The organism is Priestia sp. SIMBA_032 (assembly GCF_046535215.1).
In the GTDB taxonomy this organism is placed as follows: Bacteria; Bacillota; Bacilli; order Bacillales; family Bacillaceae_H; genus Priestia; species Priestia aryabhattai.
In genome coordinates this window covers 65149-77399 of the sequence record NZ_JAWRXD010000007.1, presented here as the reverse complement: position 1 = coordinate 77399, position 12251 = coordinate 65149, and the positions used below count along the sequence as shown (strand labels likewise).

Sequence of the window (12251 nt, the reverse complement as noted above, 5' to 3'; positions counted from 1 at the left end):
GCCATCATATACTTCATTCATTCTCTCTTCACTTCCTCTGTGCTGTCACTAAACATAATGTTTGAAGAATTCATCTCCTGACTTAAAATGCCCAATCCCATTTGAATAACGCCATAAGTAAAAAATTCCGTTCGACTGCATGTAGAACCATTCACTACTTTTTCTTCCCAAGACATAGAAAGCGAATTCCACATAACATTAAGAGTACCTAGAGGTTTTTCAATCGTTCTATGCATATTATCATACGTATTCCATTCTTTTAAGTTCTTTATGTCATTCCACGTATCTTGCGAATGGGCGCTCCCATCACTCCATACGCTCGACCAAAACTCCGTCCAGCCTGAAGAGCCTTCTAGCTCTCCATCTGCTTTTCTCATTTGCTCTGCAGTGTCTTTTACTAATAAATGTGCATTTTCCGTTAGCGAATCAAGTTTGCGAATCATATGCTGTAACTCTTCCTGCAAGTCCAGCACTTTATCAATATCTGCAACAGACAAGAAATGTAGATTTGTAGCTTCCCAGCTTAGTTTTTGAAGTGCATCAGCGGTCTGTGAGTGAGACTGCTGAATTCGCTCTGCAAATGTCTGCAGCACTTCTGGATTTACTTTTATCTCCATGTATGTCCGTCCCCCTATCTCTTGTAAGCCTTCAGTCATCATCCAAACATTTTTAAGCCTATACGGAAAGACTCACTTTCTAAAGGAGTGAGTCGATAATGTTATTTATTACGCCGATGCTAACTCTCTTAACCGTGAAATTTCTAAGCGTAAAGTTTGAAACAATTCATCCCTTACGTCGTACAGATGAAAAGTGGATTGCGTAATATCATTATAAATATCCTCATATGAGCTCTTAGAACGCCCTGACCAATCTGACGCATATTGTTGGTGCGAATTTTGAAACAGATAGATACCTTCTTCAAGAAATTCCATGATACGTTGAACTTCATGTAAATATGATTCTAATTGATCTGCATCTCGACTATATTCTTTGCTTTTTCTTCTTCGCTCTATGTCGTCAAAGAGATCATCAATTGCATCCATAAAATGTCCCCACGTCCTTCTTCCTCTTTTATTAGAAGTCTCTTAAAGTAATGTTAAAATAAGGTTACAAAAAACAAAATCCATCATTCAAACTATTTTCATACCTAGGAAAAAATATCTACATTTCTCTTTTTTTACTTATTTATACAGGTGAAATAGAGAAAATAAACAACGCCAGGCTGCTGTAATAAAGCAGTAGACGTTGCTTTTTAGGGTGTGACACTGCTGTTGTAAAAAGGCAGAATACCTAGTTTACATTCGACCTTTTTGTTTCTTTTTCTTGTTAAATGGCTTTTTTGAAGGTTTTTTAGCTGTACGAGACTGCTCTTTTGTTCCTTCATCGACGATTTCGCCCATATAAAGCTCTTTTTTCGCTAATGTAAGTTGAAGTTCACGTGCGATTTGTTTTAAGTTTCGTTCTTCCCGTTCAGTCACAAGAGAAATGACTGTACCTTCTGCTCCCGATCTTCCTGTTCTACCTGAGCGATGTACGTATTGATCTGCATCTTGAGGAACATCGATGTGAATTACATGCGTCAATCCCTTAATGTCCAATCCTCTAGCTGCGACATCCGTTGCTAATAAGACAGGGAAATCTCCTTTTCGAAACCCTTTAATCGTCGTAGCACGATCTTCTTTTTTCGTTTCACTGTGTAAAGAGCCTGCTTCTACACGCTTAAATGTTAATTTTTCTTCAAACTCGATCAGAGTATCGATCCCTTTAAAAAAGGCTAAAGCTTTCATTTGTTCTTGACGAACTAGTTTTCTAAGCACGTCCACTTTATCTCGAGCTTCACTTTTAATGTATACATGCTCTACCTTCGAAGCTGGGAGTTCATCTCTTCCTACCTCTATTTCAAGAGGGTGGTTCATCATGTCTTTCGCCAGCGATTTGGTACGTTCTGATACAGTAGCTGAGAAGACTAGGATTTGACGATCACTTAACGCCATTTTTACAATCTGTTGAACCGTTTGAACATGCTCAGGTACAAACAATTGATCCGCTTCATCAATCACAATTGTTTTGACTTCGTGCATTTTTAATTTCTTCATTTTAATTAATTCGTTCAAACGTCCTGGCGTACCAACAATGATATTAGGACGTTTTTTGAGTTTTTCTAATTGCCGTTTCATATTTGCTCCACCAATAAACGCAGCGCTTGAAATACCGCTTCCCTGCGACCAAGTTTGAATTTCACCGTGAATTTGCATAACTAATTCATGGGAAGATGCTAAAATAACCGCTTGAATATGAGATGGTCCCGGCTGAATGCGATGTAAGACAGGCAGCAAATATGCCAGTGTCTTTCCTGTTCCCGTTGGGGATTCTCCTATTACATCTTTATTAGCTAAAATCTCTGAAATAGCTTTCGTTTGAATGGCAGTAGGCTCATTGAACCCTGCTTTTTTCCACGCCTCTTGTAAAAAAGGCTGTAAAGTCTCTATAAACTGACTCATATCTATCTCCTTTTCCATGCTTTTCTCGATATTATAAACGATTTTTTCATTTCAATTAAACGAATGTATCAGTGGCCATGTGCGTTAATACTGACCTTAATTTCTATTTATAAATAAACCTTCCTTATCCCAAGGGACCCTGTCAATCCGTCAGTAGAAAAATCGGTTGTGGCCTTAACTTTTCTACATCAATATACATAGCTTCAACTATGATACACTATTGCTTCTATAGAAAACAATATGATCCTCTTTATTATGGGCGAAAACTTGTATAAGAAGGAGGTTTTATGTCCTATATGGATCCGGAAGCAAAGCGCTCAGCTGCTTACTTCCTCTTTTTCAAGAAAACAGCCGCCTCTCTGAACTACGAGAGGCGGCCGTTTCGTTCTATAATTGGCATATCAATAGTAACAGTTGTCCCTTTTCCTTTACCGCTTTTAAAATGCATGGTACCTTGATGACGCTCCATGATTTTGTAACACACGGCCAGCCCTAAGCCAGTGCCAGCTTCTTTTGTAGAATAAAACGGCGTCCCTACTTGTTCAATCCTCTCTTGACTCATTCCGATCCCATTGTCTTCAAAGTGAATCAATGCTCGTGTATCTTTTTCTTCAACTATTATTGTAATATGACCTTTCTCAATAATAGCTTCTACACCGTTTTTGATCACATTGATGAACACTTGTTTCAACTGATTTGCATCAGCCGAAACATAAATAGGCCTTTTTGCTGTTTCTTTTAATAAAATAGAAACATTATTTAAATTGGCCTGCGCTTCCATTAGCGTAATAACTTGTTTTAAAATCTCGCATAAATTGGTCTTTTCGAAAGATACATGCTGCTTTTTTCCAAGAATGAGCATTTCACTGGAGATTAAGTTGATGCGGTCGATTTCAGACATCATGATATCTAAATATGTGTCATTTGTTTCCTTAGAGGCTTGCATAACCTGTACAAAACCTTTTAAAGAAGTAAGCGGGTTTCTAATTTCATGTGCGACGGCACCTGCCATTTGTCCAATAACCGACATTTTTTCCGAGGTTATCATAAGCTCTTCATCTTGACGGTATGTAGTAATATCGCGTGCAATCATAAATACACCTACTACCTGCTTATGAACGATAATGGGAAGCAAAGAACACCTAAGCAACCGTCTTTCTCGCTTTCTATTGATAACATTCATTTCGAACTTAGCACTTTTTCCATTCAGCACTTCTTTAAAATACTCTTTACACATATCAAACTCTTCAGCTGCGATAAGAGCTGAAGGTTTCATCTTTTGCAATTCTTCACTGGAGTATCCAACGATTGCTTCACCTTCTGGATTAGCAAGAAGAACTTCACCCGTTTTACTTATTTCAAAAACGCCATCCGGATTATGTTTGAACAAAGATTGATAGTGCTGATTGCTCGTTTGAAGTTCATGTTCTTTCACTACGAGCTCTTGCTGGGACTCCACTAGTTTATAAGCTCTCCTATATACCAACCCATACAAAGTAATCCCCGTAGCTAAAATAAAAAACCAACCTTTGTATTGTTGAAAAAAAATATATACTTCAAAACGACCTTGCGCTAATGTTCTAGATATATTATCAGATATCAAGATCCATACAGCGCCAATAATGATATATATAATTGAAATTCTTAAAGCTACTTTACGCGCGTGTTTCACCAAATTTTAATCACCTGTTTATCAGTATTGATCCCCTGTCTTATTGCCTTTATATGAAGTGTTCACTTTTTGTAGCCATTTCATGCCGTTGTAAAAAATTGATGAATGGCCTGACCTAGGTTACTAATAGATTTTACATTTGCTTGAAAATGATACTGATGAAGCCATTGACTATGATCGGGTGTCACACCTGTTAAATAAATCTGTACGCCCATTAGCTGAAATTCCCGTATTAAATGCTCTAGGGCTGCAACACCGCGTTCATCAATTTGACCTATTCCATTAAAGTCAATGATAACTCGATCAATCATTTCCTCATCTATTTGTCTGAGCAGCCGATGTTCATTTTTCATGATGACTTCCTCAAACAAATCGCCAAACAGAGGTATAAGCACCATGTTGTTCGATAAATGAATAAACGGTCCCGACAGCTCTATAACTCGGTTCATGGCCTTTTCTAATCGTTCTTTTTGCAGCAGCAGTTCCAAGTCTGTTTCAGATAAACGCGCTGTATGTTGTTCGATTTTTTCTGAGAGAATTTTAATTTGAGAATCTTCCTCTACACATATTACATGCGCCTTATCTTGCTCCCATTTGCAATTCACTGTATAAAGAGATATCTTAGCTTTACGCGAATGCATGACTAATTCTGTTTTTATTTTTTCCTTCTTCCCTAATCGTTTTCTAGCTTTGTTCTGACTATCTTCGTCAACAATTTCTAAAAAATGTTGAACCTCTCCGAATAAAGCGGCCGCTTCATCCGATTGCGCTAGAATATTCATTTCCTCATCCATAATAAAAACAGGAAGCGGAGCATATTTAATAGTCGACAACCTTAATCCCCCTAATTGATTGATAATGAAAAAGCTCTTTCAACTCCTCTAGCTGTGCAATAAATCGAACTTGATTTGTTTGAACAAGAGGAAACTTATAGTTTGAAACTACTCGGCCTCCAACTAAAATAAGCGGCTGATGTTTTGTCTTTTGTAGTCCTTCTATATATTCGTTTGCTTTTTCTATATGATGAGTTAAACTGAACGATATTCCTACTAAATCAGGTTTCCATTGTTCAACAGCGTGCGTTGCATGTAAAAGCGGAGAATCTGCTCCTAAAAATTTCGTCTGCCATCCGTGCTCTTCAAAGAGAATGGAAATCATTTTTAAACCTAAAAAATGCTGTTCATTTTCTATACACAAAAACAGACCTTTTTTTTCATTTTTAATAACTTCTTGTCTTATACACAATTGATAGCGTGACAAAACATAGTCACAGGTAGTAGTAGCTAAATGTTCATCAGCCACTGAAATTTCATCCTCTTCCCACATCATACCGATTTGAGCCATTGATACTGAAATGAATTGCTGAAAAATATAAAATGTGTCGAAACCCTGCTGTCTTTTTTTCCACACAATATTCCAAGCTTCATCTTGATTCCCTGATAACAATAGTTCAGTCAAGCGTTCTATACTTTCGATCAAGAAACCACCTCTTTTTCAGTCAAACGACTTGTTTTTTTACTCTGTTATTACCAACCATACCACTTAAAGCACTGGCACTCTACGGTAAAATATTCTCACACCGACAAAATAGCAGCGTACGTCTCTGACAGGTCGATCTTTTTATTTTTTAAAGTCAACGAGGTAGTGATGCAGCAAGTGACGGTTTTGTTCATTGTATAAGTACGCATACACAGGACGTCCTATTGTGCCGTAAGTCATTCTTTCTCCAAGAAGGCCTATATCTGTTAGAAATTTTAAATATTTTCGAATAGACACTCTTGAAATTCCCGTTTTTTCAGCTACATCATCGGTCGAAAAAGGGTGATCTTTAAGCTTCACAATGGCTTCTACGATGACTTCTAATGTTCCTGTCGTTAGACCCTTAGGCAACGGCTCTACCGAAGCTTCTTTTATTTTTTTATTAGACAGCAGCCTGTCTAATTCCTGTTGATTAAGCTGAGGTTGCTGTTTTAACGTACGAAATGTTTGTTTGTAAGCCGAAAGTGCTTGATAAAAGCGTTCAAATGTAAAAGGCTTAATCAAATAATCAATCGCTCCGTAGCGTAGAGCTTGCTGAATCGTTTGGGCATCCGAAGCAGCGGTGATAAAAATGACGTCTATTTCCTCTTGTTTTGTTCGAATCTCTTGTAAGACTCTCAAACCATTTTGCCCAGGCATAAAGATATCAAGCAGCACTAAATCAACTTGATATTCATTTACCTTCACTAAGGCTTCATGACCCGAATGAGCAACAGCGACTACTGTAAACCCCTCTATCTCTTCAATGTACTTTTGATTAAACTGAGCAACCATTGGGTCATCTTCGACAATTAATACTTTAATCAACTTGATCTCTCCTTGTTTCGTACGGAATATCAATATAGAATGTGGTACCACTATTTATAAATGAGTCAATGACGATTTGGCCACCTAGTTCATCAATCGTTTGCTTCACTAAATGCAGCCCAAACCCTCTGCTCGTTCCTTTTGTAGAAAAGCCTTTTTTGAAAATCTGATTCATTGTATCGGAAGGAATGCCGCAGCCTGTATCCGTGACTTGAATCGTAAGCTTATTGTTTTTATACACAAGCATAACGGACACTTTTTTAGAGGCTTGATGACAAACTGAATCAATTGCATTATCAATTAAATTTCCAATAATGGTAATGAGATGATGAGTAACGTGTGGATCTGAAGGTTCTGGAATAACTTCATCAGCGGAAAACGTCAGTTCTACCCTTTCCTCTCTAGCATAACTCATTTTGCCCATGAGGAACCCTGCCAACGCATGATCTTTAATAGATTTAGTCACTGAACTAGATTCATCGACACGGTGATTAACAAGCTGATGAATATACTTTTTTAGCTCATCATAATAATTCATCTGGACCATTCCTAAAATCACATGAAGTTTATTCATAAATTCATGCGATTGTGCTCGAAGCGCTTCCACATACATTTTAACACCTGTTAGCTGTTCTGCTAAGATATTAACTTCTGTCTTGTCCCGAAACGTAGAAAGTGCCCCTACAATCTCTTCGTTTACCACTAGCGGAACCCTATTAACTACAATGGCTACTCCATTTATGACTTGCTCTTCATCATAATGAGATTCCCCCGTAGACAAAACGTCGTCCAGCCTGGAGGTGGGCATATATTCTCGAATAGACAAACCGATTGGCTCTGGTGCTAATCCTGCTTTAACAAATAAGCGGCGTGCAGAACGATTAGCAAGTGTAATATTACCTTCTTTATCAACAGCTATCACTCCTTCACGAACCGACTGTAGCATGGTGCTTCTCTCTTCTAGAATTTTAGCAATTTCAGAAGGTTCCAAGCCAAATAAAATTTTCTTTATGTAATTCGCTAATAAAATAGCACCAAGAATGCCTACAAGTAAGCCAATTAATGAACCTAAAACAATTCGGCGATGCCCATCTCTAATGGCTTCATTTACATTATTCAAAGAAATCCCCACAGCTACTGCGCCAATTTGTTGATTTTTTTCATTATAAATAGGTGCAAAAGCGCGCAGAGATTTATCAAGCGTTCCTTTTGATACAGATACATAAGATTTCCCGTGCAATGATTTTTGCTCATCGCCTCCGGCAAACCTCTTTCCTATCTTTTTAGGATCTGGGTGAGATTGGCGAATTCCATTCATATCTATAACAACGATAAACAAGACGCTTGATTTTTTACGAATTCGTTTAGTAAATTCCTGAATTGACTGAGGTGTTTTTGTCTCTAGTCCTTCTTTCACGTTCGTTGATTCTGAAATAATTGTAGCAATAGTCCGAGCTTTTTCAGCCTGTTGATCTCGAATATTTTTTCCAATTGAATTGCTAACTAATAAATCCGTTAACAATAGCGATAGAATCACCACCATGCATACAAGCAGCACCGTGATGCTTCGCAGCCCCATTCTTCCGTGTTTCACATTCTTCCCTCGCTTCCCTGCTTTTCTTGTTTATAGCACAAGAAAAAGATCTTATCTAGAGCCAGATAAGATCTTCGCTTATTTAATTTCATTTTTACTGAGTTGATTAACATTTATACAGGAAGGTTAACAATCTACTTTATAGTTTAGGACCTTTTCGGTATTTGAACCATCCCATTTTATAAAAGGCAAAGACCATTACGCCCACAAGCCCAATCATAATGCCCAGTACAATAAAATAATTATATTTCCCCGTCAGTTCCGGCATATATGAAAAGTTCATGCCATAGAGGCCAGCAATAAACGTCAACGGTAAGAAAATAGCTGACATAAGCGTTAGCGTAAACATGATTGAATTCATACGATCCGAGTTAATAGACATAAAACTTTCTCGAATATCATTTGACAAATCCCTGCTTGCCTGCATAATTTCAATCATATTTAATAGGTGGTCATAAATATCATTAAAATAACGAACCTGCTCTTTTGCTTTTAACGCATTAGTTGACATAATACGATACATTAAATCTCTCATGGGGTTTAAAATGCGGCGCATTCGTGATAAATCGCTTCGGATGTCATAAAGCTGCCTCATTAATTCATCCATAGGTTCGTCTTTTGCATTGTCTTCAATGTCATCTATGTGATCTTCAAATTTATAAAGCACAGGGAAATATTCATCAACGGTATGATCTAAGAGTTCATACATGATATCCCATGTTCCATCTTCGGTAGCCTCAGGGTCTTTTTTAATAAGCTCCCACACTCTAGCCACGCTCGTTAGCTTATCCATATGGTAAGTGACTAAAAAGTTATCTCCTACAAACGCAGATACTTCTAAGTGCTCAAGCTCTTCTTTATGAAGTGCATAATAGACTAAAAAATAATGCTCATCATATAACTCAAATTTAGCCCGCTGACCTTGATTCAAACAGTCCTCAACTGCTAAGGGGTGAAAATTGAATTGTTCAAGCTGCTTTTTTTCTTCCTCGGTGGGATTGTAAAAATCAACCCAATACCATTGAAAGTCATGGCTTGAACGAATCTCATTCATTTCTATTTCTTTAATAGCTCCTTCTTTGGTTTTAGCTACAATTTTAATCATAAGATAACCTCTGTCTTTTTTGATACTATTCTCTGCACATACCCTTTTTACCATTTTGTTAAACTTTTTTCTTTTAATGTACGCCTTTTCTTGTCTATACATACGATGATGGTGACAACAAGAGAACAAAACGATGAGGAGGTATATCCATATGTATGAATTTTACTCCCGGCATGAAGAATATTGGGAAGATGATACAAGACTAGACGAACAGCTTCTAACAGATATAAACAAAGCTGTAAACGATGAGTTTTCCGCTATTCACTACTATACACGCCTAGCAGAGCTGGCTCCTAATAATCAATTTCAACAAGCTATATTAGGTATTCGGCAGGATGAAATTAAACACTTTGACTGGTTTTCTAAAGCCTATTATGATTTATCAGGCAGCTACCCACAAATTTCATTAAACATAAAACTGCCAAATACTTTTCAAGAAGGGGTCTCTGAATCCATTAAAGATGAAGTAGAAACCGTTCCATTTTATCAATCAATCGCTAGAAGAATCACAAATGCTCGAATTCAAGGCCGCATTGTTCGAGCTGCGAGCGATGAACAGCGCCACGGTCAAATTTTTCGAACCATTCAGTCCCGCTTCTCATACTAAATAATACGCTTGCAGTCGCAAGCGTATTATTTAGTATGGTTTTATCTCTTACTTTGTAGCATTAAATTCTTCTTTGATTTTTTGGAGCAGCGTTGGATTTGTTAATACGTCATACCCTGTTAATGCCATTGTTTGTGCCCCGAGTATCATTGCTTCTCTTCCTTGCTCACTTAAAGCTGCTTCTCTAAATTCGTGCGTATGACAAACAAAATAATCATCACAAATTTGAATATACGGATGAATAGCCGGAACAACCTGACTCACATTCCCCATATCTAAAGATCCATGATCGCCTTGGTCTTCTGTAATGCTTTGCTCGCTCACACCTAATGAGACGAGATTATTTGTATAGACCTCGGATAATGTTTGATTCGTTTGCATATCATCATAAGAAAACTCATAGTTTGAGATTTTTAATTTTGTTCCTGTGGCTAAAGCAGCACCATTTGCACATGCTTTTACCTTATCTGTTACTTCATCTACATATGCACGAGTTGAAGCGCGGACATAAAATTGCGCTACTGCATAATCCGGTACAACGTTGGCCGCCTTGCCGCCCTCGGTAATCACTCCATGAATACGTACATCCGGCTTCACATGCTGGCGAAGCGCATTAATGCTATTGAACGTTTGCAATACACCGTCTAGCGCATTGATTCCTTCATGAGGAGCAGCAGCTGCGTGCGCGGATTTTCCGAAGAACTCAAACTGAATGGCATCCATGGCAAGAGAACGTCCGCTTTTTTGGTGACAGTAATAAGGATGTACCATCATAGCTACGTCTAAATGATTAAAAATGCCTTGCTCGGCCATCGTTACTTTGCCGCCTCGTGTTTCCTCTGCAGGCGTTCCATATACGTATACTTTACCGCCTGTTTCTGCAACTGCTTTACTAAGACCAATACCAGCTGCAATCGACATGGTTCCAATTAAGTTATGTCCGCATGCATGTCCGAGACCCGGCAAAGCATCGTACTCAGCCATAAACCCAATCGACGGACCTGGCTTTTGACTGTCATAAACAGCGGTAAAAGCCGTTGGCAAGTCACATGTACCAATTTCAACTGTGAACCCTTGTTCTTTTAAAACATCTGTTAATACTTTGCACGCTTTGAATTCTTCGTGACCAAGCTCAGGGTTTTGTCCAATATATTTGCTTACATCATAAAATGTATCCTGTAATTTATTAATTGCTTCATTTATTAATTGTTTCATTAGTCTTACTCCTCTTTTAAATATTTAAACAAATTATAGTATATTTATTCGTTTTTTAAAAGCTAGTTTTTAAGACGTGTTTTCCTATCACCTTAATATGCCTTATAATTAAACTACTAACTGTTTTAAAGAAGGTATGCATAATGATTTACATAAAAAAATTCAATTTTTTAGGCGGTCGTATTATTAAAACAGGCATTGCCGTTTTTTTGACTGCACTCATTTGCCAGTCTATCGGCTGGCCATATATGCTCGCTGTTATTACAGCTATTGTTACGATTGAACCAACAGCTGCCGATTCTATTAAAAAAGCGTTCATCCGCTTTCCTGCTTCAGCAATCGGAGCTGCTTTTGCCATGCTTTACACATTTCTATTAGGAGTGACGCCGTTTACCTATATGCTTGTTGCTGTTTCTACAATTATATCCTGTTCTAAATTGCGTTTGCATGCAGGAACACTCGTTGCCACGCTAACAGGAGTGGCTATGCTGACGATTGTGCACGATCATTATTTTATCTCGTTTTTAATTCGCTTAGCGACCACCAGTATTGGGCTGCTTACTTCTTCACTTGTGAATATCATCGTTCTTCCTCCTAATTATACACCGATTATTACGAGGAAAATTCAAAATCTCTCAAAACAAATGAGCAGCGTTCTACAGCAAAGAGGAAGCGAACTTTCCCAAGTACATGCTTGTCATAAACAAACAAAGCTTCAATTTCAGCAGCTTTCCGCTGAAATTGAAAAAATTGAAACGCTTTGTGAGTATCAGCGAAAAGAATGGAAGTTTCATCATTTCACTCGTACAGCTATGAGAAAATTCCACTATGAATATAAGAAACTTTCTCTTATGAGGCAGCTTGTCTACCATATTGGTAATTTAATTTACTTGCCTGCTCATCAGCTGCAAAGTGCAAGACATCAAGTAATATGGGATACATTCACTTCCTTTCATAACGTCTTACAAAATGAACAATATAAAAGCTCTTTGCAGCATCAAACGCTTGTTTTGACTTTAAAACAAAGGTTTTGGGCACATAAGCAGGAAGAAAACAGAGTGGATCACCCTTTTTCAACGGAAACAACAATGCTTTACGAACTGCTTGCAATTCACCACCTGCTTGAAGAACTACACCGTATTTATCTTTTGAAGGAACGCTATAACTTAAACAATTCGTCTGTCTCGCTTTCTTCATAAAAAAATCCTCAC

General features: G+C 37.8%; 12 protein-coding genes. 2 read left to right on the top strand and 10 right to left on the bottom strand.

Going from position 1 to position 12251, the window contains the following annotated elements; all coding sequences use genetic code 11:
* Positions 1-17: 17 nt before the first annotated feature.
* The 9 genes from SB717_RS21285 to corA all read right to left on the bottom strand — a co-directional run bounded on the left by SB717_RS21285 (position 18) and on the right by corA (position 9218).
* The gene (locus SB717_RS21285; protein WP_045292001.1) at positions 18-617 is read right to left on the bottom strand and encodes a WXG100 family type VII secretion target; all 600 of its coding nucleotides are present in this window, start codon (positions 615-617) and stop codon (positions 18-20) included.
* A gap of 108 nt (positions 618-725) precedes the next feature.
* Positions 726-1043: a hypothetical protein gene (locus SB717_RS21280; protein WP_013055102.1), complete on the bottom strand. Its 318-nt coding sequence runs from the start codon at positions 1041-1043 to the stop codon at positions 726-728.
* Between the two features lie 252 nt (positions 1044-1295).
* On the bottom strand, positions 1296-2501 hold the full coding sequence (locus SB717_RS21275) for a DEAD/DEAH box helicase (RefSeq protein ID WP_074682619.1): 1206 nt from the start codon (positions 2499-2501) through the stop codon (positions 1296-1298).
* A gap of 364 nt (positions 2502-2865) precedes the next feature.
* Positions 2866-4173, bottom strand: a complete 1308-nt coding sequence (locus tag SB717_RS21270) for an ATP-binding protein (RefSeq protein WP_410904654.1) — start codon at positions 4171-4173, stop codon at positions 2866-2868.
* Positions 4174-4253: 80 nt separating this feature from the next.
* Positions 4254-5006 carry an STAS domain-containing protein gene (locus SB717_RS21265; protein ID WP_074682615.1) on the bottom strand — a complete coding sequence of 251 codons (753 nt, stop codon included), beginning with the start codon at positions 5004-5006 and terminating at the stop codon, positions 4254-4256.
* Entirely contained in the window at positions 4993-5652 is a 660-nt protein-coding gene (locus SB717_RS21260; protein WP_410904628.1) for a cobalamin B12-binding domain-containing protein, read from the bottom strand. The genes SB717_RS21265 and SB717_RS21260 overlap by 14 nt, the downstream gene beginning before the upstream one ends.
* Positions 5653-5793: 141 nt before the next feature.
* On the bottom strand, positions 5794-6519 hold the full coding sequence (locus tag SB717_RS21255; RefSeq protein WP_074682611.1) for a response regulator: 726 nt from the start codon (positions 6517-6519) through the stop codon (positions 5794-5796).
* Positions 6512-8098, bottom strand: a complete 1587-nt coding sequence (dcuS, locus tag SB717_RS21250) for a DcuS/MalK family sensor histidine kinase (protein ID WP_410904653.1) — start codon at positions 8096-8098, stop codon at positions 6512-6514. Before dcuS ends, SB717_RS21255 begins: the two co-directional genes overlap by 8 nt.
* Before the next feature lie 154 nt (positions 8099-8252).
* Complete coding sequence (gene corA / locus SB717_RS21245) at positions 8253-9218, bottom strand: magnesium/cobalt transporter CorA (protein WP_013055095.1); 966 nt, start codon at positions 9216-9218, stop codon at positions 8253-8255.
* A gap of 151 nt (positions 9219-9369) precedes the next feature.
* Here corA and SB717_RS21240 point away from each other — a divergent pair, with 151 nt between their 5' ends.
* Positions 9370-9825: a ferritin-like domain-containing protein gene (locus SB717_RS21240; RefSeq protein WP_410904627.1), complete on the top strand. Its 456-nt coding sequence runs from the start codon at positions 9370-9372 to the stop codon at positions 9823-9825.
* A 48-nt stretch (positions 9826-9873) separates the two neighbouring features.
* Here the strand turns inward: SB717_RS21240 and SB717_RS21235 are convergent, their stop codons facing one another.
* Positions 9874-11040, bottom strand: a complete 1167-nt coding sequence (locus SB717_RS21235; protein WP_410904626.1) for a M20 family metallopeptidase — start codon at positions 11038-11040, stop codon at positions 9874-9876.
* Between the two features lie 143 nt (positions 11041-11183).
* Between SB717_RS21235 and SB717_RS21230 the strand changes: the two genes are divergently transcribed.
* The gene (locus tag SB717_RS21230; RefSeq protein WP_410904625.1) at positions 11184-12239 is read left to right on the top strand and encodes an aromatic acid exporter family protein; all 1056 of its coding nucleotides are present in this window, start codon (positions 11184-11186) and stop codon (positions 12237-12239) included.
* The last annotated feature ends 12 nt before the right edge of the window (positions 12240-12251 follow it).

Bases quoted from the DNA above. Each gene is read 5' to 3' on its own strand.
- SB717_RS21285 (WP_045292001.1), bottom strand. From the start codon at position 617: ATGGAGATAAAAGTAAATCCAGAAGTGCTGCAGACATTTGCAGAGCGA.
- SB717_RS21280 (WP_013055102.1), bottom strand. From the start codon at position 1,043: ATGGATGCAATTGATGATCTCTTTGACGACATAGAGCGAAGAAGAAAA.
- SB717_RS21275 (WP_074682619.1), bottom strand. From the start codon at position 2,501: ATGAGTCAGTTTATAGAGACTTTACAGCCTTTTTTACAAGAGGCGTGG.
- dcuS (WP_410904653.1), bottom strand. From the start codon at position 8,098: ATGGGGCTGCGAAGCATCACGGTGCTGCTTGTATGCATGGTGGTGATT.
- corA (WP_013055095.1), bottom strand. From the start codon at position 9,218: ATGATTAAAATTGTAGCTAAAACCAAAGAAGGAGCTATTAAAGAAATA.
- SB717_RS21240 (WP_410904627.1), top strand. From the start codon at position 9,370: ATGTATGAATTTTACTCCCGGCATGAAGAATATTGGGAAGATGATACA.
- SB717_RS21235 (WP_410904626.1), bottom strand. From the start codon at position 11,040: ATGAAACAATTAATAAATGAAGCAATTAATAAATTACAGGATACATTT.
- SB717_RS21230 (WP_410904625.1), top strand. From the start codon at position 11,184: ATGATTTACATAAAAAAATTCAATTTTTTAGGCGGTCGTATTATTAAA.